This window comes from Brevundimonas sp. KH_060, from assembly GCF_057838275.1.
In genome coordinates this window covers 485,454-511,224 of record NZ_CM174463.1, presented here as the reverse complement: position 1 = coordinate 511,224, position 25,771 = coordinate 485,454, and the positions used below count along the sequence as shown (strand labels likewise).

Below are 25,771 nucleotides of genomic sequence, written 5' to 3'. Positions count from 1 at the left end.
TTCGTCGCAATGCGAGGAGAGGCGATGAGTCTGACGACCCAACCCCAGACCCCGGAACCCAGGCCCGCCCGACCTCTGTCCGAGGCGACCCAGTTGGCTCTGAAGCTGAGAGACCTGCTGTGGCGGGTCGATCAGGTCCGGGCCGAGTTGCAGAACCCGGTCCGCGCCATGGATGACGCCACCCTGGCCGAGGTGCTCGACACGCGGGACTTGAAGGCCTTGCTGGAAGGAGCCGATAATGGGCTCGCGTGACCGCGATCTGCGCCCGCCTTCGGCCAGTCTGCTGATCGAGAACGTCCTGCGTGTCCGGCCGACCGCAAGCGTGGAGGACGCCTGCCGCATCGCGCCGATGCTGGCCGATCTGCCCGTCACCGACCTGTCAGAACGCATGGCGCAGACCCGGCGGCGGCTCGGCCTCGATGACCAGGGTCGTCGGATCCAGCAGAGGCCACGGTCATGACCGCCGTCCGACAGCGCCCCAAGCCCGCCGCAAGGACGGCCGACCTGTCGCACGGCTACTACCGGATCGTCGCCGCGAGCCAGGGCTCGGTCGGCCAGGCGGTCGCCTATGCCGGAACCCTCAAGATCGATGAGGCGGCGGAAAAGACCGTCGACGAGGCGGTCGCGGCCCTCAGGGTGAGACTGGATCAACGGACCGCACGGCTCGAAGCTGCGAGAGACCCGGAGGGCTGGCCTAGCCCCGAAGAGTATCGCGAGGCTATTCGCGCCATCCCCGACGAACAGTCGGCGCTGATGGTGCGTTTGCTCCGCGCGCACAGCCATCGACCGGACGCCCTTGCGACCGTGAACGATCTCGGGCGGGTGGTCGGGCTCGATCCCGCCGAGGTCTGGAAGCAATACGGGCGTCTGGGCCGCAAGCTGCACGCCCATCTCCGCTTCAGCCGCCTGCGCAAGCCCAGGGCGGGCCAGCGCTACGTCGTCGATTCTTTTGCGACGGTGTCGCCGATCGAAGGCTCGGAGCAGTTGGCGATCCGGCTGCGCGCCGAGATCGTGGAGGCGGTGTCGTGAGCTCGCCGCCGGGGCGGCCGACGATGACCGAGGCCCTGTCGCCAGACGACCAGGCCGCCTTGAAGCAGGTCCTGCTGGAGCGCCTCGTGGAACTTCAGCAGATCGACGCGCTGTCGGAGGACAGCCGTCGCCCCGTTGAGCTGGATCAGAACAGCATCGGTCGCCTGTCGCGCATGGACGCGATCCAGCAACAGGCGATGGCCTTCGCCGCGCAGGGGCGACGTCAGCAGGACGCCCGCCGGATCAGCCAGGCGTTAAGCCGTATGGCCTCCGGCGACTACGGCTATTGCGGCGCCTGTGGCGAGCCCATCGCCCTCCGCCGCCTTCAGCTCGATCCAACGCTGGCGATGTGCATCGAGTGCGCATCCGGATGAGCAACATGGACCGCAAGCCCCCGTTCACCGAGGACCGGAAGACGTCGGAAGCTCGCGCCGCCTACGACAGCCGCCACCCTGTGCTGCACCGGGTTGTATTGTCCCCTGCCGGCGGGCTGATCCGGATTGCCGCCTTTCGCACGGCCGTCCCGGCCGACCTGAACACAGACAGGGCTGCCCCCGCAGACCAGCCCCATATCCCGAAAGCCCTGAGCATGTCGCGCCTCGTTGAAGAACTCGACTATCGACCCACGGCGATGGGGCCGATCCAGCTCCGTCGGCGCTGGGTCTCCGCGATCGATCGCGACGTCGTCGAGGTGATCCTCGGCGACGAACACCTCATGTCGAGCCTGTTCACCGAGGGTGAGATCGCGCTCGCGACCCTGGGGCTGGCACGGTCCCGGGGCGAGGCGCTCCGCGTGCTCGTGGGCGGCCTGGGCCTGGGCTACACCGCCCGCGCTGCGCTGGAATCGCCAAAGGTCGGGTCCGTCGTCGTCGTCGACGCTCTGGATGCGGTGATCGACTGGCACCGGGAAGGCCTGGTGCCAATCGGTCGATCGCTGGGTGATGATCCCCGATGCGACCTCGTCCACGGCGACTTCTTTGCGATGTTCGACGCGAGCGCCGGTCCGGACACGCCATCGTGGGATGTCATCCTGCTGGACATCGATCACTCGCCGGATCGCCTGCTCAATCCCGCCCACGCGCGCTTCTATCGGACCGACGGCCTGCGCCGGGTCCATGCGGCGCTGAGCCCTGGCGGCGTATTCGCCCTGTGGTCCGACGACGCGCCGGACCCGACGTTCCTGGCCAGGCTCCAGTCCGTATTCGATGTCCCGGAAGCGCGCGTCGTGGAGTTCGACAACCCTCTGACGGGCCAATCATCGCGGTGCACGATTTACGTCGCGGGCCGCCGACCGTGAGTGTCAGACATCCAGCGTCACATGCGATGCCCATGGCGCCCGACGCACTGCCGCCTGGCTTTCGCGTGCTCCAGGTCACGCCCCGCCTAGAAGGCGGCGGCGTAGAGCGCACCACGCTGGACATCAGCGCTGCGATCGTTGCCGCCGGCGGCGTCTCCTATGTCGCCACCGAGGGGGGTCGCCTCGAAAGCGACCTTGAAGCGCACGGCGGACAGGCCCTTCTGTTACCGGTCGCCTCCAAGAACCCGATGACCATCTGGGCCAATGGCCGTCGTCTGAAAGGACTTATCCAGACGTTCGGGATCGACCTTGTGCATGTGCGCTCGCGGGCGCCGGCCTGGTCTGCGGTGTGGGCAGCTCGGCAGGCCGGCGTGCCGGTGGTCTCGACCTATCACGGCATCTACAGCGCCCGCTCGCGGCTGAAGCGGGCCTACAACGCCCTGATGACCCGGGCTGATCTGGTCATGGCGAATAGCCGCTTTACCCGCCGCCACGTCCGCGAGCAGCACGGCGTGCCGCCGGAGCGGCTGCGCCTTGTTCCCGAAGGGATCGACATCTCGCGGTTCGACCGGGGAGCCGTCTCTCCGGCGCGGATCCATCGGCTTCGATCGCAATGGGGCCTGCGCGGCGACAACCGCCGCCTGGTCCTGCTGCCCGCGCGACTGACCCGCTGGAAGGGTCAGTTGATGATGATCGACGCCTTCGCCCAGGCCCGGCCGGACGGTCTGGTCCTGGTCCTGGCAGGCGACCATCAGGACCGGGCCGGCTATCGCGCTGAGATCGAAGCGGCGATCGTGGGGCGGGGACTTGAGGATCAGGTGCGCCTGGTCGGCGAGGTCGACGACATGCCCGCCGCCTATCTGGCCGCCGACCTGGTGGTCACGCCGTCGATCCGACCCGAGAGTTTCGGCCGCACGGCCGTCGAAGCCCAGTTGATGGGCCGCCCGGTCCTAGCCGCCGATCACGGCGCAGCGCGTGAGACCGTCTCCTGCGGTCGAACAGGATTCCTGGTGAAGCCCGATGACGTGGACGCCTGGGCAAGGCGTCTCGTCGAGTGTTCGCATTGGTCAACTGACCGACTGGAAGACCTCGGGCACACCGCCCGCCGACGTGCACGCCGCCGCTTCTCACTGGAAGCCATGTCGCGAGCGACGTTCCGGACCTACACTCGCGCTGGACAGCAGCAATGAACGAGGGTCATCACATGCCTATCGCGCTTGCCCACGATATCCGATGCCGAGGGTCTGCCCGAGGTGCCCTGTTCGATCGCACAAGGCTCGAGCTTGGGGGCAAAGGTGCTCCCGCACTACCTGAAATAAACAGTTCAGGTCGACCGGGACCATCCCTGGAGCAACCCGGCCGTCTCAAGAGATCGAGCCTTGCGCTTGTCGTCGTCTTGCTCGGGCTGGGCGGCCCGGTTTCCGCCTTGGCATGCCCAACCTATGCACCACCGGAACAGCGGATGCGGGCGAGCTTCGACGCCGTTGCGATAGGGGTCATCCAGCAGCCGACGCCCGACCTCAAGGATCGAAACAAGCGACAAGGCTGGCGAGCGACTGTCCGGATTACCGAGGTGGTCCAAGGCAGGATCGAAGGAGATCGGTATGCGATCCGATGGCCTCGCGACAGTGCAGCGTGCGACGCTGGCCAGCCGATGCCTCAGGCCGGTGAACCTTGGGTCGTCTACCTGAGCCGGCATCCAGTTACGGGGACCATAGCCGTTCAGCTTGCATATCCCCTTGAGCAAGCCCGGCAGCTCGATCCCCGCCTGGCAACCTGACCTCTGCACCGATCAGGCTTCGCAAGGCTTGCGATGCAAAGGCGTGTTGGGAACGGGCCTCCGCCCAGGCGCGCGAATAAATCCTTAGGCTGTAGTCTCTAAGATCGAACGCCCATGGCCCCAGATCGATATGCCACCCCAGTGCTCAGCGCCAAATCAGTCGCGCGCCTCAATCGCCTGAGCCGCGGGGTCCAGACGATAAGGCCGGCGAACACAGGCGCTCTGTGGCGTGTGGGGTTGCTGCACCCCCGCCAAGGCTTCGGGCTGCGTGAAGTCGGACCTTCCGGGACCCTCGATGAGTCGGCGTCGTCGGAATTCCATCTGCTGGTCGTCGACCGCACCCTGGAGCCGGGGTGCGGCGACATCGATTTCAAGATCTTGAAGACCCGCCTGGCCCCGGGTGGGGCGATCCTTCTGCATCGACGCAAGAGCGCCCCGCTCTGGCTCAGACCATGGTTCCGGGCCACGCCAAGGCGCCGAAAGGACGATCGTAGGGGGCCGGAGTTCGGCGGGGGGGCCGACCGCGCAGAACAGGGTCTGCGTCAGTCAGGCCTGTATGTCAGCGAGTTCTATGATCGCCATGGCAAGGAGCGATGGCTCGTCGCCAGCGCTCAACCTTTTCACGACGCGCGCTATCGGGACCACATCGGACGCGTGTCGCGCGACTTCCTCAAATGGTCGATTGGCTGGACGCTTCTGCCGGATTTGCCCGGCGTCACGGCCTTTGAAAGCGCGTAGGGTCAGGTTCAGTGTTTCAGAGGCCGCCGGCGCCCCCATCGAGCCTGGCGAGCCTGGCGAGCCTGAGGCGTCCGGACGCCGTCCTGGGGTAGAAGCGGCTGGCCCAGGAGCCCAGCCCACAGGGTTGCAGGACCTGTGATAGGGATCGCGCATCGACCAGTGACTGTACTGCACCGACCTCGTCGGGTCCGCCCGACGTGTCCGTGCCGCGATGAAAGGACCGGCGATGTCGCCCACCACCCGAAGCTTTCCGCCCTTCGACGACCAGAACCCCGGCACATCGGGCCTGCGCAAACCCACCGCGGTGTTCCGCGCGCCAAACTATCTGGAGAGCTTCCTGCAGGCGATCTTCCTCGCCGACCCGCCGCCGCCGGGCGCGACCCTCGTGGTCGGCGGGGACGGCCGATTCTTCAGCGCGGAGGCGACCGAAATCACCGCCCGCATCGCCCTGGCCGGCGGCTACGGCCGGGTGGTGATCGGTCAGGACGCGCTCTTCTCCACCCCGGCGGTGTCCGCCGCCATTCGCCGTCTCGGGGCTTGGGGCGGCGTCATCCTCTCGGCCAGCCACAACGCCGGCGGGCCAGACGGCGACTTCGGCGTCAAATACAATACTCGCACCGGCGGCCCCGCGCCCCAGGCCATGGGCGATCGCATCCACGCCATCGCGCGCGAGCTGCGTGAATACCGGCTGATCGAAGGCCCGCCCCTCGACCTCTCCCAACCCGGCGAGCAGCCGTTGGGCGCAGGTGTGGTCGACATCGTCGATCCGGTCGGCCCCTACCTCGACCTGCTGGAGACGCAGTTCGATTTCGCCGCCATCCGCCGGCTGTTCGACGGCGGCTTCCGCTTCGCCTTCGACGCCATGAATGCCGTGACCGGCCCGTATGCGGTCGAGCTGTTCGAGCGTCGCCTCGGCGCGCCCGCTGGCTCGGTGCTGCGGTCCCGGCCGCTGCCCGACTTCGGCGGCGAGCCGCCGGACCCCCACCTTAGCCACCTGGGCGAACTGGTCGCGCGCATGGGCGGGGCCGAGCCAATCGACCTCGCCGCCGCCTCGGACGGTGACGGCGACCGCAATCTCATCCTCAGCCCCGGCGGGGTGGTCTCCCCGGGCGACAGTCTCGCCGTGATCGCCGCCAACGCATCCAGGCTGCCGGCCTTCGCCGGACGAACCCCGATCGGAGCGGCGCGGTCGATGCCGACCAGCCGGGCGCTCGACCGGGTCGCGCAGGCGCAGGGCTCGCCGCTCTACGAGACCCCGACCGGCTGGAAATGGTTCTCCACCCTGCTGGAGGCGGGGCGCATCCAGCTGTGTGGCGAGGAGAGCTTCGGAACCGGCTCCGACCACGTGCGCGAGAAGGACGGCCTGTGGGCGGTGCTTTGCTGGCTCAATATCCTGGCGGCGCGCGGCGGCTCGGCTGACGATCTCCTGCGCGACCATTGGGCGACCTACGGCCGAGACTATTTCCAACGCCTCGACTTCGACGGGCTGGATTCGGTGGCGGCGGACCAGATGATGGCCGCCCTCGCCGCCCGCGACGCGGAGGCGCTTCAGGCCACGGATCCTGGGGTCACCGCCTTCGAGACGCTCAACTATGAGGATCCGGTCTCCGGCGACCGACTGGCGGACGCCGGGCTGCGCGTCTCGCTGCGGCCGGACGCCCGCATCACCTACCGTCTGTCCGGCACCGGCTCCTCGGGGGCGGCCCTGCGTGTCTATATTGAGCGGTTCGAGCCGCCCGGGGGCGATCTAGACGCCGGGTCGGCGGAGGTCCTCGCCTCGCTGGCGGCCACGGCCGTGCGCCTGATCGACCTGCCCCGCTTCACCGGCCGGACCGCTCCGTCCGCGGTTAGCTAGGCGGCTTGGTGTCGGAAGGAAGGACGCCTATATGTTCGGCGACGACCCTGCGTCGTCTTCCCCAAAAGATCGGGGCGACTTTCCCATCACCGCGTCGGACGTGAGCCAGGCTCGCGCGGCGTGAAGACCGTCAACGGTCGTGATGCGTCGCCGCAGGCGGCGCCCGCTCCGAGCGGGTCCGCGTCCGCCGTGTCGGAGACCGACATGACGACAAACCGCCCTGCCCGATCCCCGCCGGCCCAGTCGCCGGCGGCGCCCACCTCGCTTCATCAGGCGCGGCTCGAAACGGTGATCGAGCGCCTGGCGCGCAGCTCCGCGCACCGCATCGCCGATCTCGGCTGCGGCCGCGGCGCCCTGCTCGACCGCCTGCCCGGCCGTACTGCGGTCAGGGAGGCGGTGGCGGTCGACCTGGAGACGGCGCCGCTGGACGCGATCCGGACGCGCTTCGAGACAGACGACCGGATCACGGTCGAGACCGTCCGGGGCTCCCTGCTGGACGGCCGGCTTCAACTTGGGTCCTTGGACGGGGCCGTCCTGCTCGAGGTGATCGAACACATTCCGCCGGAGGAACTGTCGAAGCTTGAGGTCGCCGTCTTTGGGTCCTGGCGACCGTCCCAGGTGCTGATCACCACCCCCAACGCCGACGCCAACGACTATCTGGGGGTGCCCCCCGGGCGGCGACGGCACTGGGATCATCGCTTCGAGTGGGGCCGCGAGCGGTTCCAGCGCTGGGCCGCGGGCGTGGCGGCGCGCTCGGGCTACCGGGTCGAATTCGAGGGGATCGGCTGGGAGCACCCGACCTGGGGCGCGCCGACTCAAATGGCCGTGTTCGCGCTCTGAACCATGGAGACCGGGAAATTGAATTTGGAAGACAGAATGGATGATCACGGCTTTCGGACTCTCGCCGCGCTGGCGGCGGGAGAAGTCGGCTTCTACCCAGTCCTGAGCGCCCGCTCGCCGCGCGCGCGCGTCGAGCCGGCTGGTCGAACGGCCAGGGCCTGCTGACGCCGCGGGGCCAGACGCTGTTCCTGGCCGAGCAGGCGCGGCGGGCCTGCGATCGATAGGGTCAGCGCTCCCCCGGGGTAGAGCTCGCGCCGGCCTGCAGCGGCTGCGCCACGTGCTTGAGCGTGAAGGGGTCTTCGTTCTCTGGTACGACGATTGCCCCGATCCGGGCTTCAAGGCCCGGCTCGCCGCGGTGTTCGAGCAGGGCGACGCGTCCTGCTCGAACTCCCCGATCCGCTGGTCGGCGAGTGCTCGCGCGGCGCCATCTACCGAGCCCGCGGCAAGACAGAAGGCGGTCTGGCCCGCGCTGTTCTCCGCCATCTGAGAGTGGGCAGGATACAAACCAAAAGACTCAGAGCCGCCGCCGCCAGCACCTCCGAAGGGGTGAGCCCCGCGCCGATCAGCAGCCCGTAGACTGCAGGCCCCGCCGCGGTAGAGACCACCATACAGGCGCTCACCAGGCTGCGCGCCGCGCCGAGCCGCTCGGGCGGTACAAGTTCGGCCACCATCGAGGTTCTCAACAGGGCTCCGGCGGCGTTGGTCGCGCCCGCGAGCCCGAGAAAGGCCCATACGGCCCAGCCGCTCCCGAAGGCGGCGAGCATCAGGACGCCGATCACAAAGGGGACGATGTGGAGCTGGAGGACCCGCCGCGACCCGATGCGGTCGACCACCGCGCCAGACAGGAACCCGGTCGGCGCCTGGATCAGGGCGAAGCCGATGAAGGCGGCAGCGAATACCGCCAGCGGCAGTCCGAAAGACTGAGCCAGCCATCCCTGATGAAAGATCAGCGCGGTGATGGTAAAAGGGCTGGCAACGAGCAGAGGCAACAGGCGCCAGAACTCCGGATCGGACAGCAGACCGCTGCGGGGCCGTTCCCCGGGCATCGTTCCGGCGACTAGAGCCAGAGGCTCCCGAAACTTCGCGTTTCGCCGCACCAGCACCATGGCCGCCGGGGCGATGAGCCCGGCCAGGGCGAGACAGCACAATGCCAGCGTCCAGCGCCAATCCAGCCAGGCGATCAGCATCACCACGGTGAGCGGCAGAATCCCCTCGCCTGCGGCGTGACCCAGACCGGTCACGGACAGGGCTTTGCCGCGGTGCTCTTCGAAGTAGCGCGCTGCGCCGGTCAGAGCGACATGGGACATCAACCCCTGTCCGCACAGCCGCAGCAGGAAGAGGCCGGCAGCCAGCATCGCCACATGGGTCGCGGTCGCCATCAGCAGGCCGCCGAGGGCCAGCCCGAACAGGACCCAAAGGGAGAAGCGTAGCAGATCGGTGTCGTCCAGCCGCCGCCCGAGCGCGGGCAGGCACAGGGCGCTCGCGATCGTGGCGCCGCCGTACAGGACGGCCATCAGCGGAGCGCTAACGGCCAGGGCTTCGGACAGGCTGGGCACGAACAGCGCGATGAAGAAGGTCTGGCCGAGGCTGGAGGCGAAGGTGAAGGCGAAGCCAAAGGCGAGGACGTCGCGGTCCCTACGCAGGAGCGAAAGGAAACTCACGGCGGTCCCGGTCTCCCCTGGTGTCTCGCCAGTCGCACACCCGGCTGCTCCACTCCGCCGCACGCCGAGCCGAGGCGAACGGGACTCCCCCGGCCATCCTGAAGAGAATGCAGGGCTGCGGCGGGCTTCGGTCCGGCCACCCTGAGAATCACCAAGCTGATCTGACGGATTTAGCGGGCAAGGACATAGGGCACAGGGCCGTCGCTCGCCGTGCGGTCGCGCCCGAAGCCGCGCCGCTCGAACAGGGTCTGGGGAGATTCAGCCAGCCGTCCTTCGGCCCGCATCCGCTCGAGTTCGAAACCCGTCTCCATCAGATCGGCGACATGGGCGTTGCGGGCCTGAGTCGTTGTGCCGCCCAGAACGATGGCGATAAGCCGGTGGTCGCCACGGGTCGCAGACGCCGCGAGATTGAACCCGGACGCCCGCGTGAAGCCCGTCTTGAGACCGTCGTAGGCGGGATAGGCGTGCAGCAATCCGTTGGTGTTTCGCAGAACGCGGCCCTCGCGCTCCCACTCCCGTTGTCCGAAATAGGCATAGTATTGTGGAAAGTCCCGCATCACGGCCTGGGCGAGGCGTAGCATGTCCCTCGCTGACGAGACGTGACCCGGGTCCGACAAGCCATGCGGATTGACGAACCGGGTTTCGGTGAGACCGAGCGTCATAGCTTTCGCCGTCGACTGATCCGCGAAGGCTTCGACCGAGCCGGCGAGATGTTCGGCCACGGCGACGGCGATATCGTTGCAGGACCGGACCGCCATGGCCCGGATGGCTTCGTCGACGCTGAGCGTCTGGCCCGGGACCAGTCCGAGCTTGGACGGGGGCTGCGCCGCGGCGCGCGCCGAGATCCGGATTCGATCCTCCGGCTGGACCCGCCCCTCGGCCAAGGCCTCGAACATCATGTACAGCGTCATCACCTTGGTCAGCGAGGCCGGATACCGCGCCTTGTCGGCATCGTGCGAGAACAGCACCTCGCCGGTCTCCGCGTTGACCAAAATGGCGGCGTAGCGAGCCTCTGCCCCGGCCTGCGCCCGGGGCGCGCCCGAGGGCGTCACCAGAAGCGAAATGGCGGCGACGGCGGCAAGGCTCGTCAGCCGCACGCCTGCAAAGCGTCTTTGCATAGAAAGCCCTTCATCTGACCGACCAGGCCGGGATTGGTGGTGAAGTGCGCCGATCATCGCGAGTCACCGGCGCCGACCCAAGCCTAAAGGCTCGCCGCCGCGTCCTATCTCACAATGCCGTGGGGGCGCCTCAGAAGCCGACTGCAACAGGGCACGGTGAACGCCCGCGACTTCCGGCGCCCGTAGAATTGTCCACCTCGCTGCAGCGCCTGTGCTGGATCGTCTGGGCGCCGGGCGCCTGACGGCCGTACCGATGGTCCTTGCGATGGGGGCGGAGAACACCGTCTTTCCGGAAGACGGTGAGGTCAGGTCGGACTGACCTCAATGACCGGCACGCTCGTCAAGCTGGTAAGCGACTGACGTCAGCTCTTTTTGGGGGGGGACCGAATGGGCTGGGCGCCGCTCCTGATGCTGTGGCTGGGTCTGGTTGCAGGCGCCGTGACAGGGGCTCTGGCCTACGGACGATTTGGCATGAGGGCGCTCGCCGGGGCAGTCATAGCCATGGCAGCGCTGACCGCGTTCATGCTGCCGCGGGGCCGGATCAAGGCGAGCGGCAATGACGCGGAGGGTGTCCGAGCCCGGACGGGTGACTAATTGACGGCTATCTTCGAGTGCGGCACGATAGCCGCCAGATTGGCCTAGTGGCCCATAAGCGGAAAGTGGACATCCCCAACGTTTCGGTCGAGTCGTACAACGACCTCAAAACCTCATCACTTCCGACAGCCGCGCTGCAGTCCGGTTCGCGAGTTGCTTGAGCGGATCATCACTGAGATGGGCATAAATCTCCGTGGTCCGCGCCTGCTTGTGGCCCAGCACCTTGCCGACCATGAACAGGGAAGCGCCCCCGGCGATTGCGAAACTTGCGAAGCTGTGGCGCAGGTCGTGCAGCCTTACGTTCAACAGGCTTCTAACGTCGCGCGGATCCTTGCCGGCCTCGGTCGCCTTCTGACGAAGAATCTCGTCAGCCTTGGCCTTCACCTTCGTCCAGAGGTGAGGCAGGCCGACAAAATGCCCTTGGCCTTTCAGGGCGGGAAGCACGTACGGCGAACGGTCGACCTCTGACGAGGTGTCGCCCGAGTTGTGTCCCCGGGAAGCCTCCGGCGACCGCCCTTCATCCCAGCGCCGGCGCAGGAGGTCGATGGCGGCGTCGGCCAAGGGAACCGTCTTCGCACCGGTCTTGGATTCCGGAAGGCGGAGGCATCCCACGTCCCAGTCCACATAGTCCCAGCGCAACGATAGGATCTCGGACTTTCGACACCCGGTGAGGATCAGCAGACGCACGGTGTCGGCCATGACGGCATGCCGGGGATCTTCCCGTTCAAACTGCGCCAAGGCCTCGCTGATCGCCGCGATTTCACGGTCCGACAGGTAGCGTTCTCTCCGGATCGTCTGGAACCGTTCGACGCCCTTGGTGGGATTGACCTTCAGCAGATCGGTCAGGATCGCAAACTCATAGGCCGCGCCGAGCGTGACGACCGCAAGTGCGGCGACCCTCTTCCCGCCGGTCACGCGCGAGCGCTTGCGATAGCCCGTCTTGATGTTGCGCGCCGTCTTTCCCTGCGAAACTTCAAGTTGGAACTTTGCGATATCCAACCGCGTCAGGTCCTGCGCCAGGCGGCGCCCCAGGAGCGGCCGGATGTGGCAATCAAACAAGGTCCTGTTGGTGTCCCAGCTGGATGGCTTCTTGTTCGGCTTCATGGCCGGACCGTCCGCCATATAGTGGTCGATCATGGCGTTGACCGTCAGCGCATGCCGATCCGCAATCTTGATGGCTTGAGGATCCACCCCCTCGCGCAGATCGCGCAGAGCCGCGCGTGCGTGATCTCGCGCGTCCTCAATCGAATAGCCCTCGTCAGCACGCCCAAGGGTCAGTTTGCGTAGCTGTCCCCCACGCCGATAGGTGAGAATGTAACTCTTCACGCCGGACGGCCGCACGCGCACGCCCAAGCCGATAACCTCGGTGTCGCGCACGCTGTAATCCCCGTCGCGGGGCTCCAGGGTTTCAATCAGTTTCCGTGTGAGACGCGGCATGGGATGCCCTTTTTCGGGGTAACACAGGGGTAACAAGAGGTCAGAATTCCCCTCGTGTTACCCCGGTTTCTATTGTCCCTGAAAATAGGAATATATCAAGTTATCAATAACTTGGAACAGATTGAAACCGGCTGAAACACCCAAAAGTCGACATGGCATGCAAGAGGTCAGCGGTTCGACTCCGCTAAGCTCCACCATCGAAGGCCTCGCGGAGCCCCCGCGAGGCCTTCGTCCTATCCGGCGCTCTTTTTTCTCGACGCTCAGGCAGGCATCGCCCGTTCCAGCACCGCCCGTTGATCCACCTGCGCCTCATAGGCCCCGTAGGCCATGCCGCGCGGGTGCAGACGAAGCGCGATGAAGGCCTCGGCCGAGGGGCTGTCCATCTCCAGCAAGGCCGCCGCCTGGGCCGCCAGCGCCAGACGTTCGACCGCCAGCCGCGCCCCCGCCTCGTTCGTCGCCACGTCCAGCCCGGCGATGAAGCGGTCGTAGTCGGCGGACTTCCCGGCCTGCGACGCCAGCCAGTCGCGCAGGGCCTCGACCGCATCCGGCTCGCGTCCCGCCGCGCGCAGCACGTCCAGCGCGATGACATTGCCCGAGCCTTCCCAGATGGCGTTCAGCGGCGACTGGCGGAACAGGCGCGGCATCGGCCCAGTCTCGACATATCCGGCGCCGCCCAGCGCCTCCATCGCCTCATAGACCATGCCCGGCGCGCGCTTGCAGACCCAGTATTTGGCCACCGGCGTCAGCAGGCGGCCCACGGCGTCGTCGGCGTCGAAGGTCGCCGCCAGCCGCATCGACAGCGCCGTCGCCGCCTCGCTCTCGACCGCTAGATCGGCCAGGACGGCGGCCATCATCGGTTGATCTATCAGCCGCTTCTGGAAGACGGTGCGGTGGGCGGCGTGCCACACCGCCTGCGCCAGCGCCCCGCGCATCTGCAGCGCCGAGCCGACCACGCAGTCCAGCCGCGTGTGCTGGACCATGCGGATGATGGTCGCGACGCCCCGTCCCTCTTCGCCCAGCCTCTGAGCCAGAGCGCCGTGATACTCGACCTCGGACGAGGCGTTGGAACGGTCGCCCATCTTGTCCTTCAGCCGCATGACGCGGAAGCCCGCATTGCGCGTCCCGTCCGGCAGCCAGCGCGGCAGGATGAAGCAGGTCAGCCCGCCCGGCGCATAGGCCAGCGTCAGGAAGGCGTCGCACATCGGCGCCGAACAGAACCACTTGTGCCCGGTCAGACTATACCAGCCGTCCTCGCCGACCGGCTCGGCGCGAGTGGTGTTGGCGCGCACGTCCGAGCCGCCCTGCTTCTCGGTCATGGCCATGCCCAGCGTCACGCCCGCCTTGTCCCCCGCCGGGCGCACGGCCTGGTCGTAGCGGCCGGACAACACGCCCCTGATCCACGGCTCGCCCGCCGCCGGATCGGCCTGAAGCGCCGCGACCGAGGCGTAGGTCATGGTCATGGGGCAACTGGTCCCCGAGTCCGCCTGTCCCGTCAGAAACAGGATCGCAGCATGAAGCAGGTGTCCGTTCGACGTCCCATCCCAGGCGCCGGCGGCGATGCCTGCGCCCAGCCCCAGGTCCATCAGTTGATGATAGGCGGGATGAAACGTCACCTCGTCGATACGGCGGCCATAGCGGTCGTGGGTGTCCAGCACCGGCGTCACCCGATTGGCCTGAACGCCCCAATCGATCACCGCGGCCGAGCCGCAGCGACGGCCCAGATCGGTCAGCCGCTCGACATGCCCCGCCCCGCCCCAATGGCGCACGGCGTCATGCAGGGCCTTGTCGCCGGCGAACAGGTCGACGTCCTCCAGCGGCGGAACCTGATTGACCACCTCATGGGTGTCGAGACGCTCGACGGGACGAAAGGCGGACATGGGCGAGCCTCCTGACTAGGCGAGGAGGATGGCATGGGCGGGCGCCGCCCGCGACCCTCTCCGACAGGTCCGCCACCACATACGCCCCGCCACGCCGCCAACCATGCCGTCATCCTCGGGCTTGACCCGAGGATGACGCAGAAGGGGTGAGCACGGCGCTCACCCCTTCTGCGCCGCCCCCACATGCGTCACGCCTCGGGCGCAGGCGATCTCCATCTGCTTCTGCCGCTCAGCGTAACCCTCGCGCTGGGCCTCATCGCGGCTGTCGTGGCAGCGGTCGCAGGACACGCCCTCGACATAGCGGGGCGAGCGACGCCCCTCGGGGCTGACCGGCATGCGGCAGGCCCGGCACAGGCTATGGTCGCCCTCGACCAGGCCGTGCCCCACGGCCACCCGCTCGTCGAAGACGAAGCATTCGCCGCGCCACAGGCTTTCCGGCTCCGGCACCGTCTCCAGATATTTCAGAATGCCGCCCTCAAGGTGATGCACGTCGCGCACCCCCTCGGCCTTCAGGAAGGCGGTGGCCTTTTCGCAGCGGATGCCGCCGGTGCAGTACATGGCGACCTTGGGCGGCGTCGGACGGTCCAGCAGGGCGCGGCCCTCGGTCCTGAACCAGTCGGCGAACTCGCGGAAGGTACGGGTGTTGGGCTGGACCGCGCCCGCAAACGCACCGATCTCGCCCTCATAGTCGTTGCGGGTGTCGATGACGACGGTGTCCGGGTCGGCGATCAGGGTATTCCAGTCCTGAGCCGAGACATAGGTTCCCACACCCTCCACCGGGTCGATATCGGGCTGGCCCATGGTGACGATCTCGGCCTTCACCCGCACCTTCATGCGGTGGAAGGGCATGGCCTGCGCCGTCGAATACTTCAGCTCCAGCCGTTCGAAGCCCGGCAGGGCGCGCACGCCGTCGATCACGCGGGCGACTGCGCCTTCAGGCCCGGCGATGGTGCCGTTGATCCCCTCATACGCCACCAGAAGCGTGCCGCGCACCTCAGTCCCGCACAGATCCAGCAGATGCAGGCGCAGCGCCGCCGGATCAGCCACAGGCGCGAAACGATACAGGGCGGCGACGGTGAAGGGGGCCAAGGGCGACATCGGGGGAACGGCTGGGACGGTCACGGCCTTCCTATAGCGTCCCGACGCCGCCCCCGCGACGCCAATAATCCGGAACTCAGAGTGACCGCTTCGCGTCTTGCTTCCCCCGCCGAAGCCGTGTGGACTGCCCGCATGGTCGTCGTCGGTTCCCGCTTGCTCCGTATCGTCCATGCGAGGCGCCGCCCCGCATGAGTTCGACCGCCGACGCCTCTCCTTCCAATCCGCCGTCCGTCCCGCCGGAGCGCCCCTCGGCTCTGGCGCCGCTGCGGCACCCGATCTTCCGGGCGGTGTGGATCACCAGCCTGGTCACCAACTTCGGCGGCCTGATCCAGTCGGTCGGCGCCGCGTGGATGATGACCTCCATCGCCTCGGCGCAGATGGTCGCCCTGGTGCAAGCCTCCGTCACCCTGCCGATCATGCTGCTGTCGCTGGCGGCCGGGGCGCTGGCCGACACGGTGGACCGGCGCAAGATCATGCTGGCGGCCCAGACCTTCATGCTGCTGGTTTCGGCCGGTCTGGCGGCCATGACCTGGATGGGGTGGATCACGCCGTGGGTGCTGCTGACCTTCACCTTCCTGATCGGCTGCGGCACGGCCTTCAACGGCCCGGCGTGGCAGGCGTCGGTCGGCGACATGGTTCCGCGCGAGGATCTGGCCGGGGCCGTGACCCTGAACTCCATGGGCTTCAACATGGCCCGCAGCGTCGGCCCGGCCATCGGCGGCCTGATCGTGGCGGCGGCGGGCGCGGCGGCGGCCTTCGCCGTCAACGCCTTCAGCTACGTCGGCCTGCTGGTCGTGCTGTTCCGCTGGAAGCCCGAGCGGCCCAAGCAGACCCTACCCCGCGAAGGCCTGCTGGCGGCCATGGCGGGCGGGGTGCGCTACGCCTTCCTGTCGCCGCGCGTGACGGCGGTGCTGCTGCGCGCCCTGGTGTTCGGCATCGGCGCCAGCGCGGTCCAGGCCCTGATGCCCGTCGTCGCGCGCGAGGGCGGCGGCGGCCCGCTGATCTTCGGCCTGCTGCTCGGCGCCTTCGGGGTCGGGGCGGTCGGCGGCGCCCTGTTCGTCGGGCGGCTGCGCGCCAGATACGAGACCGAGACCATCGTCCGCGTCGCCGCCTTGGTCTTTGCCGCGGCCGCCCTGGGCCTGGCCTACATCCCCTGGCTGGCCGTCACCCTGCCGGCGCTGATGCTGGCGGGCGCGGGCTGGGTGCTGGTGCTGTCCAGCTTCAACGTCACCGTGCAGATGTCGGTGCCCCGCTGGGTCGTGGCGCGGGCGCTGGCGCTGTATCAGATGGCGGCCTTTGGCGGCATGGCGGGCGGCAGCTGGCTGTGGGGCAGCCTGGCCCAGACCTATGGCGTCGACGTCGCCCTGGGGATCTCGGCGGGCGTGCTGGTGCTGTGCGTGCTGATCGGCCTAAAAGTGCCCCTGCCCTCGACCGCCAATCTGAACATGGACCTGCTGCGTCGCTGGACCGAGCCGCAGACCGCCCTGGCCATCGAGCCGCGCAGCGGCCCCGTGGTCGTCACCATCGCCTATCGCATCCGCGAGGAGGACATCGACGCCTTCCTGGCCCTGATGGACGAGCGGCGCCGCATCCGCCGCCGCGACGGCGCGCGCCAGTGGCACCTGATGCGCGACCTGGCCGAGCCCCAGGTCTGGGTCGAGAAATACCAGACGCCGACCTGGCTGGACTACATCCGCCACAACCAGCGGATCACCCACGCCGACGCCTCGATCAACGAAGGCATCCGCGCCCTGCACCAAGGGCCGGACAAGCCGGTCGTCCACCGCATGATCGAGCGCACCACCGCGCCTCTGGCCGCCAATCTGCACGGCGATCGCCACTACGGCGAGCCGCTGACCGACCCGACCCGGTCGTCGTAGAGCAAGCTTGTCGCGCATGCCTGATATAGCGAGCAAATAATCAACCGTGATCGGCCGAACACAGGCAGTCCTTATCAACCCTGTCGATATTGCGGCGCACACAAACTGCGACTTGCGCGACGGGCGCAAAATCTGGTCTAGGGAGCCACGCGTCTGGTTCGCGTAAGGTCAAGACCCATGAAGATCGCAATCCTCGGCGCCGGCGTCATCGGCGTGACCACCGCCCACTACCTGGCCCGCCAGGGTCATGAGGTGACCGTCATCGACCGCCAGAGCGGCCCGGCGCTGGAGACCAGCTTCGCCAACGCCGGCGAGATCTCGCCCGGGTATTCCTCGCCCTGGGCCGCGCCCGGCATTCCGGCCAAGGCGGTGAAGTGGCTGTTCATGCGCCACGCCCCGCTGATCCTGCACCCCCAGATCAACGCCCCGACCGTGCGCTGGCTGCTGGCCCTGCTGCGGAACTGCACGTCGAGCCGCTATGCGCTGAACAAGGCGCGCATGGTGCGCCTGGCGGACTACAGCCAGGTGGTGCAGACCGAGCTGAACCAAGAACTGGGCCTTGAGTACGACCACCGCACCCAGGGCACGCTGCAACTGTTCCGCACGCAAAAGCAGTTGGACGGCATCTACAAGGACACCGAAGTCCTGCGCGAAGGCGGCGTCCCGTTCGAGGTGCTGGACCAGGACGGCTGCATCCGCGCCGAGCCGGGCCTGAAGGCCACCCGCGACCTGTTCGTCGGCGGCCTGCGCCTGCCGCGCGACGAGACCGGCGATTGCTTCAAATTCACCAACGCCCTGGCCGATCATGCGACGATGCAGGGCGTGACCTTCCAGTACGGCACGACCATTCAGGGCCTGATCGCCGAAGGCGGCCGCATCACCGGCGTGAAGACCGACAAGGGCGTGGTCACGGCCGATGCCTATGTGCTGGCGCTGGGTTCGTACTCGCCGCAGATGGTCAAGCCGCTGGGCATGACCCTGCCGGTCTATCCGGTGAAGGGCTATTCGATCACCGCCCCGATCATCGACGAGCCCGCCGCCCCCGTCTCGACCATCATGGACGAGAGCTACAAGGTCGCGATCACCCGCCTGGGCGACCGCATCCGCGTCGGCGGCATGGCGGAAATCTCGGGCTACAACAACGTCCTGCCGGAACAGCGCCGCAACACGCTGGAGCATTCGGTCGGCTCGCTGTTCCCCGGCGCGGGCGATCTGAAGGCGGCCAGCTACTGGTCCGGCCTGCGCCCGATGACGCCGGACGGCACCCCGGTCATCGGCAAGACCAAGCTGGACAACCTGTTCCTGAACACCGGCCACGGGACGCTGGGCTGGACCATGGCCTGCGGCTCGGCCCGCGTCATCGCCGACCTGATCAGCGGCCAGACCCCCGACATCGAAACCGCCGACCTGGGCATCGCCCGCTACGGCTGACGGCTTCCTTCTCCCCTAGGGAGAAGGGCGCTAGGCGCGCGTCTTCGCCGCGACGGCTTTCAGCCCGGCCAGCAGATGGTCCGTGGCCGCGTTGCGTTCGCAGCCGGCCTTGAGGATCAGCCGCAAGGCCTGAACGTGCACCTGAACCGGCGGCCAGTCCCAGGCGTCGGCCGCCGCCATGCGGTCCGACACGTCGGCGAGGCTGTAGGCTGCGTCAAACAGCGGTCCGGTGTCGAAGAAACCCGCCAGGTCCAGAATGCGCGACGCCAGCCGATAGACCTCGGCGGCCGACGCCACCGGCTGCGCGGCGCACAGCCCTTCCAGCCCCGCGACGGCGGCTTCGATCTCAGCCATGACCTCGGCCTTGTGGCGGCCCAGGCGCTCATTGGCGCGGCGTTCGACATCCGCCAGCGTCCGCCCGCCCGGCTGAGCCATCTGCTGCGCCAGAGACGTCTTGATCTTCTGCGTCCGGACCTCGCTCACAGCGACACCCTCTGCGGTTTCAACAGCATGTCGATGTCGGCCTGATCCATGTTTTCCTCAACCGCGTGACCGACATGGGCCGACAGATCGCCCTTGCGGCGTCCGGTCATGCCGACCGGCGGACCGAAGTTGCGCACGCGCCGATCGGGGCCGACGTAGGTCTCGCACTCGACGAACTCGCGCTCGTCGCCCGCCAGCCACAGGATGCGTTTCAGCAGCACGGCAGGCGTCAGGGGCTTGGCGACCACGAAGCTGACGCCGCAGTCGCGCCCCTCCTGCACCTTGGCCTGTGAGGCGTGGCCGGTCACCAGGATGACGGGGGTGTAGCGCATGGGCGCGGGCGTCTCGCGCCGCAGCCAGCGGGTGAAGGCGTAGCCGTCCATCTCCGGATCGCCGCAGTCGATGACGATCAGATCGACCGGGCGCTGCTGCAGGATCTTCACCGCCTCGACGGCCGAGGGGCATTTGATCTGCTCCTTGACGCCGAAGCCCTGGAAGATCGAGCCCAGCATGTCGAGCGCCTGCGGCGCATCATCCACCAGCAGGACCGTCGATTGCTCCAGGTTGATGCGGTCGTCGGCCATGGTTCAGAATAGATGCAGCACGCCCGCCGCCGCGGCGGGCTCGGTGTCGTCCGCGTCGGCGGCGTGCGTCGCGCCAGGCCGGGCGCGGTGGGCCGTCTCCTGCATCCGCTCCGCCATCTCAGCCAGGGGCAGAGCCGCCAGGGCGGTGTCCATCGGCTGATCGTCGGCCACGGCCTGGGCCAGGCCTGACAGGGCCTCGATGCGCTGCGACAGGACGTCGAAGCTCTGGCTGCGCGTCAGATAGCCTAGCCGCGCCTCGGCCGGCAGTTGGCGCAGTACCTCCGACACCAGGCCGCCCGCCGCCTCGATCTCGGCGCGGATGTCCGCCAGTTCCGCCGCCATGGCGGCCAACAGGTCGCGGTTGTCGTTCTCGCCCATGTCAGAAGAGCTCCAGATCGCCGGTCGCGACGGACGGCGGCGGCGGCGTCGCGGGCGGCAGGGTCGCGCCGTCCGTCACCACGCGCTGACGCGCCCGACCGCTGACCGGCCAATAGTGAATACGGCGCCCGCCCGCGCCTCTTAGACTACGGCTGACGACGGGAATCCCTTCGTCGGCCAGGAATTTTTCGGCGAAATCGGCGTTGGCGGCGCCCACGTCGCTGAGACTGTCGAACATGCGGCCGCCGCCGAACAGCTTGGCCTCCAGCCGCTCACGCCGACCGCCCGCCTTCAGCACGTCGTTGATGAGGACTTCCATCGCATAGGCGCCGTAGCGGCGGCTGGCGTCCGTTCCCGAACCCGAACCCTCGGGCAGCAGGAAGTGGTTCATGCCGCCCACCCCGGCCGCCGGATCGCGCAGGCACAGGGCCACGCAGCTGCCCAGAACCGTCGTCAGCACGACGTCGGGATCGGACGACACATGATGATCGCCCTGCCCCACGTGCACGCGCCGCTCGACCGGCTGCTGAGCGGCCGCGCCGATCACGTCAGCGTGCCGAAGACCGCTTCCAGCTTTTCTTTCAGCTGGGCGGTAGTGAAGGGTTTGACCAGGTAGTTGTTCACGCCGAACTGCACGGCGCGCTGGACCAGCTCGCGGTCGGCCCGGCCGGTCAGCATGATGAAGGCCGTCTTGGAGATCGGCGGGTGCGCCCGGATGGCCCTCAGCAGGCTGAGGCCGTCCAGGTTCGGCATGTTGAAGTCCGAGATCACCAGGTGAACCGGCTGCACCAGCAGGGAGCGCAGGGCCGCCTCGCCGTCGGGGGCCTCCTCGATGTCGCGCACCCCGATCTGCTGCAGACTGGCGCGAACAAGCGAGCGCATCGTCAGCTGATCATCAACGACAAGAGTGCGAATGGCGGAAGCGGCGGGCATGAACGTCCTTACGCGACAGACTGAGGCGCGGCCGTTCGGGCGGCGCAGGATTCGAGAATGGCCGGGGCCATGCGGGACAGGGGCAGCTGACGCTCGACAGCGCCCAGCTCGAAGGCGGCGCGCGGCATGCCGTAGACGACGCAGGACGCCTCGTCCTGGCCCAGGGTGCGGGCGCCGGCCTGGCGCATGGTCAGCAGGCCCTTGGCCCCGTCCTTGCCCATGCCGGTCAGGATGACGCCCGTCATCGGGCGGCCCAGTTGAGCGACCGAGCCGAACAACACGTCGACCGAGGGGCGGTGACCGTTGACCGGATCGGCGGCGACCAGGCGGCAGCGCCCGCCCGAGGCGACCAGGTGGGCCTCGCCGCCAGGGGCGATATAGACATGGCCCGGCTTCAACGGCGCGCCGTCCTCGGCCTCGCTGACCGTGGCGGCCGAGACCTTGTTCAGGCGGGCGGCGAAGCTCTTGGTGAAGCTGGCGGGCATGTGCTGGGTGACCAGCGTCGCCGGACAGTCCGCCGGGAAGGCCGACAGTATGGTCAGCAAGGCCTCGACCCCGCCGGTGGACGAGCCGATCGCCAGCACATGGTTGGGGTCGGCGTGATAGGCGCCCTCGTGCCCCCGGACGGCGCGATCCTCCAGCGGACGAACGCGAGACCGCGCGGCGATCTTCACCTTCTCGGCCAAGTCGCCGAAGGCTTCCTGGGCCGGAACGCCCGGCGCGGGCTTGGCCACGGCGTCGACCGCCCCGACCTCCAGCGCCGCCAGGGTCACGTCAGTCCCCGCCTGGGTCAGGGTCGAGACCATGACCACCGGCATGGGCCGCAACCGCATGATCTTCTCCAGGAACTCCAGCCCGTTCATATTGGGCATCTCGACGTCCAGGGTGATGACGTCGGGGTTCAGCTCCTTGATCTTCGTGCGCGCCTCCAGCGGATCGGCGGCCGTGCCGACCACATTGATCTCGGGATCGCGGCGCAGGACGGCGCTGATCAGGCTGCGCATGGTGGCGCTGTCGTCCACCACCAGGACCGAGACCGCGCTCATACCCCCGCCCCCTTGACGTAGGTGGTCAGGCCCGCGGGCTGCAGCAGGTGGGCCGCCGGGCCCGTCACCCGCTCAGAATGGCCGATATAGAGGACGCCGCCGGGGTTCAGGATCGGCGTGAACCGGCCCCAAACCCGCTCCTGGGTCGCGTCGTCGAAATAGATGACCACGTTGCGGCAGAAGATGACGTCGAAGCGGCCGCGCATCGGCCAGTCGCCGATCAGGTTCAGCTCCTTGAACGTCACCAGACGCCGCAGCGTCGCATCGGCGCTGAACCGGCCGGGCGCGCCCGCGACCGGCGCGAAATGCTTGCGCGACGCGGCCGGGACCGGGGCCAGCAGATCGTCGGAATAGACGCCCGCCGCGCCCTCGGCGACCATGTTGGGGTCGATGTCGGTGGCCAGGATGCGCACGTCCAGTTCCGCCGCTTCCGGCAGGACGTCCAGCACCGTCATCGCCATGGAATACGGCTCCTGCCCGTTCGAGCAGGCGGCGGACCACAGGCGCACGCGCCCGCCCGCCCGCGCCTTGGCCGCCAGCTCCGGCATCACCTTGTCGCGCAGGTGATCGAAGTGGTGCGGCTCGCGGTAGAAGCGGGTGACGTTGGTGGTCAGGGCCGCCATCATCGCCTGGCGCTCGTCCACGCCTTCCACCCCGTCGATCAGGGCGCAGTAGTCGCGGAAGCTGCGCAGTCCCAGCACGCGCAGCCGCTTGGCCAAGCGCGAATAGACCAGCGCCGCCTTGCCTTCGCTGAGGGCGATGCCTGCATGGGCGTGCAGGGTCTGGGCGATGTGGCGGAAATCCTCGGCCGTGAAGACGAACTCGCCTTCGACCAGAGCCTCCCGCCCGGCGACGGTCGTCATGCCGCTGCAGCCTCGCTTTCCGGCAGGACGTGGTCCAGGTCGATCAGGCTGATCATGCGGCCGCCCTCGACGGCGAAGATACCCTTCACGAAGGACTTCACCTGGTCGCTGGCCACGTCCGGCGTCGGCTGGATGGCCGCGTCCGACAGTTGCACGATGTCCGACACGGCATCGACCAGCAGGCCGACTAGGCGCGAACCGACATGGGCCACCATGATGACATGCCGCTCGGTCGGCTCGTTCGTGACCAGGCCGAAACGCGCGCCCAGATCGATGATCGGCAGCACCACGCCGCGCAGGTTGATGACGCCCTTCATATAGGCGGGCGAGCGCGGCAGAGGCGTGGCCGGCGTCCAGCCGCGGATCTCGCGCACGCTCATGATGTCGACGCAGAATTCCTGCTCGCCGATGCGGAAGGCGATCAACTCGCGGTCGGTCCCGGCTACGTTCGGGGTCAGGGTCTGTTCAATCGGGGTCATGGTCTCAGCTCGCCATTTGCAGGTCGGAACGCGACGGGGTTCGGGAACGCTTGGCGGTCACAAGGGCGTCGATGTCGAGGATCAGGGCCACGCGGCCGTCGCCCAGAATGGTGGCGGCGGCCACGCCCTCGACGTGGCGGTAGTGGGTTTCCAGGCTCTTGATGACGACCTGGCGTTGGCCATGGATGGCGTCGACCAGCAGGGCCGCGCGCTGGCGGCTCTCAGTCTCGACGATCATCACCACCCCGCCCTTCAGCTCGGTCGGAGCGTCGCGGAAGCCCATCACCAGACCGACATCCACCAAGGGCACGAAGGCCTCGCGGAAACGCAGCACGGGATCAACGCCGCCGACATAGTGGATGTCAGCTTCGTTCGGGGTCAGGCTCTCGACGATGGCGGCGAGCGGCGCGACCAGGGTCTGTTCGGCGGCGCCGACCACCATGCCGTCCAGCACCGCCAGCGTCAGGGGCAGGCTGAGGGTGAAGGTCGAGCCCTTGCCCGGAATCGAGCTGATGGAGATGCGCCCGCCCAGCGACTGGATCGAGCGGCGCACCACGTCCATGCCGACGCCACGGCCCGACAGGTCCGACACCTCGGTCGCGGTCGAGAAGCCCGGCAGGAAGATCAGGTTGTCGATCTCGTCGTCCGACAGCACCGCATCCTCAGCGATCAGGCCGCGCTCGACGGCGATGCCCTTCACGCGCGGACGGTTGATGCCCTTGCCGTCGTCGGAGATCTCGATGACGATCCGACCCGAGCGGTGCAGGGCCGCCAGACGCACCGCGCCTTCGGCCGGCTTGCCCGCCGCCAGACGCTCCTCGGGGCTTTCCAGCCCGTGGTCGATGGCGTTGCGCAGCATGTGGGTGATCGGCTCGGCCAGACGTTCGACCACGGTCTTGTCGACCTCGGTGTCCTCGCCGGACGTGACCAGCTTCACCTTCTTGCCGGTGGCTTCGGCCGCCTCGCGCACCAGGCGCGGCATCCGCTGGAACACCGACTTCACCGGCTGGGCGCGGATGGCCATGACGCTGTCCTGAATCTCGCGCGTCAGCAGTTCGAGGTCTTCCAGACCCAGGCCGATGTCGGACGAACGGGCCAGGCCGCTTTCGGTCACGCGCTGGGCCAGCATGGCCTGCTGGATGACCAGTTCGCCGACCGCATTGATCAGGCGGTCCACCCGCTCCAGATCGACGCGGATGGTCACGGGCGCCGCAGCAGCCGGGGCCGCCGCCTGCGCAGGAGCCGGAGCGGCCGACGCAGGCTTGGCCGCGACCGGCGACGGCGCGACGGGTGCAACCGTCGGAGCGATCACAGGCGCGGCGGCGACAGGCCCGACAGCGACAGGCGCAAGCGCTTCCGTCGGCGCGGCGCCGACCGAGGCCAGCAGGGCGGCGATGTCCAGTTCCGACGACGCGGCGCGGGCCAGGGCCGAAGCGTCGCTGTCATCCTCGTCGGCCATGACGGCGGGCGCGGCCTCGACCGAGGCCGCATCGCCCAATGGCGTGACGCTCAGGTCGCAATCCATCTCCACGAAGTCGAAGACCTCGCGCACTTCGGCCTCGCTGACGTCGGCGTCCAGTTCGATGGTCCAGATCAGGTGGCTGTCGGTCGGCTCCAACGCGTCCAGCAGCGGCAGGCCGCTGTCGTCCATCTGAACGCGCGTCGGGCCCAGGCGGCCCAGCTCGCGCAGCAGCAGGCCCGTCTCATTGGCGCTGGCGTAGAGGCGTGGATGCGGACGGAAGACGACCTTCCAGCCGCTCGAAGCTGGCGGGACTGCCAAATCGGGCAGCGGCGCCAACTCAGCCAGCGGCGCCAGGGCGGCCAGATCGGGCAGATCGGGCAGATCGGGCAGAGGCGGCAGGTCGGCCAGATCCGGCAAGCCCGCCGGAGCGTCGAACGCGCCCATATCCATGGCGACGGGCGTGAAGCCGAAGTCGTCCTCTTCCGGCTCTGCCGCCGCGACCGGCGCGGCGCCGCCATAGGTCAGGGCTTCCAGTTCAGCGACCAGGCCCGCCGAGCGCACGGGATCGACCGGCGCGCCCGCGCCGCGCGCGGCGGCGACGTGATCGGCCAGCACGTCCGCAGCGCGCAGCAGGGTCTTCACGGTCGGCTCATCACACGGCTTGCGGCCCGAGCGCAGCTCGTCCATCAGCGTCTCGAAGACGTGGGCGAACCGCACAAGGTCTTCCAGCCCGAAGGCCCCCGCCCCGCCCTTCACCGAGTGGACGGCGCGGAACACGGCGTTGATGACCTCGATATCCGTCGACCCGGACTCCAGCGTCAGAAGATTGCCTTCCAGATCGGCGAGCAGCTCCTCGCATTCCTGGAAGAAGGTCGCCTTGATCGCCTCGAACGGATCGTCGCTCATCG

Annotated in this window: 25 protein-coding genes; 11 read left to right on the top strand and 14 right to left on the bottom strand. The window is 68.3% G+C overall.

What is annotated here, in order from left to right; genetic code table 11:
- The first annotated feature begins 24 nt into the window (after positions 1-24).
- The 9 genes from AC3IPP_RS02580 (at position 25) to AC3IPP_RS02540 (ending at position 7,539) form a co-directional block, all read left to right on the top strand.
- Positions 25-252: a hypothetical protein gene (locus tag AC3IPP_RS02580; protein ID WP_489150245.1), complete on the top strand. Its 228-nt coding sequence runs from the start codon at positions 25-27 to the stop codon at positions 250-252.
- Positions 239-460 (top strand): hypothetical protein, encoded by a 222-nt coding sequence (locus tag AC3IPP_RS02575; RefSeq protein ID WP_489150244.1) that lies wholly within the window; start codon positions 239-241, stop codon positions 458-460. The genes AC3IPP_RS02580 and AC3IPP_RS02575 overlap by 14 nt, the downstream gene beginning before the upstream one ends.
- A complete protein-coding gene (locus AC3IPP_RS02570) occupies positions 457-1,029 on the top strand; it encodes a hypothetical protein (protein WP_489150243.1) in 573 nt (190 codons plus the stop codon). Before AC3IPP_RS02575 ends, AC3IPP_RS02570 begins: the two co-directional genes overlap by 4 nt.
- A gap of 23 nt (positions 1,030-1,052) precedes the next feature.
- Positions 1,053-1,403 carry a TraR/DksA family transcriptional regulator gene (locus tag AC3IPP_RS02565; protein ID WP_489150242.1) on the top strand — a complete coding sequence of 117 codons (351 nt, stop codon included), beginning with the start codon at positions 1,053-1,055 and terminating at the stop codon, positions 1,401-1,403.
- A gap of 5 nt (positions 1,404-1,408) precedes the next feature.
- A complete protein-coding gene (locus tag AC3IPP_RS02560; protein WP_489150241.1) occupies positions 1,409-2,326 on the top strand; it encodes a polyamine aminopropyltransferase in 918 nt (305 codons plus the stop codon).
- 32 nt (positions 2,327-2,358) lie between these two features.
- Positions 2,359-3,516 carry a glycosyltransferase family 4 protein gene (locus AC3IPP_RS02555; RefSeq protein ID WP_489150240.1) on the top strand — a complete coding sequence of 386 codons (1,158 nt, stop codon included), beginning with the start codon at positions 2,359-2,361 and terminating at the stop codon, positions 3,514-3,516.
- Between the two features lie 827 nt (positions 3,517-4,343).
- The gene (locus AC3IPP_RS02550; RefSeq protein ID WP_489177432.1) at positions 4,344-4,844 is read left to right on the top strand and encodes a hypothetical protein; all 501 of its coding nucleotides are present in this window, start codon (positions 4,344-4,346) and stop codon (positions 4,842-4,844) included.
- Positions 4,845-5,070: 226 nt separating this feature from the next.
- On the top strand, positions 5,071-6,699 hold the full coding sequence (locus AC3IPP_RS02545; protein ID WP_489150238.1) for an alpha-D-glucose phosphate-specific phosphoglucomutase: 1,629 nt from the start codon (positions 5,071-5,073) through the stop codon (positions 6,697-6,699).
- 120 nt (positions 6,700-6,819) lie between these two features.
- Positions 6,820-7,539: a methyltransferase domain-containing protein gene (locus AC3IPP_RS02540; protein WP_489150237.1), complete on the top strand. Its 720-nt coding sequence runs from the start codon at positions 6,820-6,822 to the stop codon at positions 7,537-7,539.
- Positions 7,540-7,967: 428 nt separating this feature from the next.
- Here the strand turns inward: AC3IPP_RS02540 and AC3IPP_RS02535 are convergent, their stop codons facing one another.
- From AC3IPP_RS02535 to trhO, 5 genes are all read right to left on the bottom strand, one after another.
- Positions 7,968-9,200, bottom strand: coding sequence for an MFS transporter (locus tag AC3IPP_RS02535; protein WP_489150236.1), 1,233 nt, complete (start codon positions 9,198-9,200; stop codon positions 7,968-7,970).
- A gap of 170 nt (positions 9,201-9,370) precedes the next feature.
- Positions 9,371-10,318, bottom strand: coding sequence for a D-alanyl-D-alanine carboxypeptidase family protein (locus tag AC3IPP_RS02530; RefSeq protein WP_489150235.1), 948 nt, complete (start codon positions 10,316-10,318; stop codon positions 9,371-9,373).
- 699 nt (positions 10,319-11,017) lie between these two features.
- Positions 11,018-12,349, bottom strand: a complete 1,332-nt coding sequence (locus AC3IPP_RS02525) for a site-specific integrase (RefSeq protein ID WP_489150234.1) — start codon at positions 12,347-12,349, stop codon at positions 11,018-11,020.
- Between the two features lie 260 nt (positions 12,350-12,609).
- On the bottom strand, positions 12,610-14,226 hold the full coding sequence (locus AC3IPP_RS02520) for an acyl-CoA dehydrogenase family protein (RefSeq protein ID WP_489150233.1): 1,617 nt from the start codon (positions 14,224-14,226) through the stop codon (positions 12,610-12,612).
- A gap of 159 nt (positions 14,227-14,385) precedes the next feature.
- On the bottom strand, positions 14,386-15,315 hold the full coding sequence (trhO, locus tag AC3IPP_RS02515; RefSeq protein WP_489151028.1) for an oxygen-dependent tRNA uridine(34) hydroxylase TrhO: 930 nt from the start codon (positions 15,313-15,315) through the stop codon (positions 14,386-14,388).
- Between the two features lie 197 nt (positions 15,316-15,512).
- On the opposite strand from trhO, the gene AC3IPP_RS02510 reads away from it, so the two are divergent.
- Both AC3IPP_RS02510 and AC3IPP_RS02505 read left to right on the top strand, forming a co-directional pair.
- Positions 15,513-17,204 (top strand): MFS transporter, encoded by a 1,692-nt coding sequence (locus AC3IPP_RS02510; RefSeq protein WP_489150232.1) that lies wholly within the window; start codon positions 15,513-15,515, stop codon positions 17,202-17,204.
- Between the two features lie 177 nt (positions 17,205-17,381).
- The gene (locus AC3IPP_RS02505) at positions 17,382-18,635 is read left to right on the top strand and encodes a D-amino acid dehydrogenase (protein WP_489177431.1); all 1,254 of its coding nucleotides are present in this window, start codon (positions 17,382-17,384) and stop codon (positions 18,633-18,635) included.
- 30 nt (positions 18,636-18,665) lie between these two features.
- Here AC3IPP_RS02505 and AC3IPP_RS02500 read toward each other — a convergent pair whose 3' ends face one another.
- Genes AC3IPP_RS02500 through AC3IPP_RS02460 form a run of 9 tightly spaced genes read right to left on the bottom strand, consistent with a single transcriptional unit; the run spans position 18,666 to position 25,769 of the window.
- Positions 18,666-19,118, bottom strand: a complete 453-nt coding sequence (locus AC3IPP_RS02500; protein WP_489150231.1) for a chemotaxis protein CheE — start codon at positions 19,116-19,118, stop codon at positions 18,666-18,668.
- On the bottom strand, positions 19,115-19,702 hold the full coding sequence (locus AC3IPP_RS02495; protein ID WP_489150230.1) for a response regulator: 588 nt from the start codon (positions 19,700-19,702) through the stop codon (positions 19,115-19,117). Before AC3IPP_RS02495 ends, AC3IPP_RS02500 begins: the two co-directional genes overlap by 4 nt.
- Before the next feature lie 3 nt (positions 19,703-19,705).
- Entirely contained in the window at positions 19,706-20,080 is a 375-nt protein-coding gene (locus tag AC3IPP_RS02490; protein ID WP_489150229.1) for a DUF8776 family protein, read from the bottom strand.
- A gap of 1 nt (position 20,081) precedes the next feature.
- Entirely contained in the window at positions 20,082-20,627 is a 546-nt protein-coding gene (locus tag AC3IPP_RS02485) for a chemotaxis protein CheD (RefSeq protein WP_087141707.1), read from the bottom strand.
- Positions 20,624-21,013 carry a response regulator gene (locus AC3IPP_RS02480; protein ID WP_003166009.1) on the bottom strand — a complete coding sequence of 130 codons (390 nt, stop codon included), beginning with the start codon at positions 21,011-21,013 and terminating at the stop codon, positions 20,624-20,626. The genes AC3IPP_RS02485 and AC3IPP_RS02480 overlap by 4 nt, the downstream gene beginning before the upstream one ends.
- Positions 21,014-21,021: 8 nt before the next feature.
- Positions 21,022-22,059, bottom strand: coding sequence for a protein-glutamate methylesterase/protein-glutamine glutaminase (locus AC3IPP_RS02475; protein WP_489150228.1), 1,038 nt, complete (start codon positions 22,057-22,059; stop codon positions 21,022-21,024).
- A complete protein-coding gene (locus AC3IPP_RS02470; protein WP_489150227.1) occupies positions 22,056-22,922 on the bottom strand; it encodes a CheR family methyltransferase in 867 nt (288 codons plus the stop codon). The genes AC3IPP_RS02475 and AC3IPP_RS02470 overlap by 4 nt, the downstream gene beginning before the upstream one ends.
- On the bottom strand, positions 22,919-23,401 hold the full coding sequence (locus tag AC3IPP_RS02465) for a chemotaxis protein CheW (protein WP_087141704.1): 483 nt from the start codon (positions 23,399-23,401) through the stop codon (positions 22,919-22,921). Before AC3IPP_RS02465 ends, AC3IPP_RS02470 begins: the two co-directional genes overlap by 4 nt.
- Before the next feature lie 4 nt (positions 23,402-23,405).
- Positions 23,406-25,769: a chemotaxis protein CheA gene (locus tag AC3IPP_RS02460; protein WP_489150226.1), complete on the bottom strand. Its 2,364-nt coding sequence runs from the start codon at positions 25,767-25,769 to the stop codon at positions 23,406-23,408.
- Positions 25,770-25,771 lie beyond the last annotated feature (2 nt).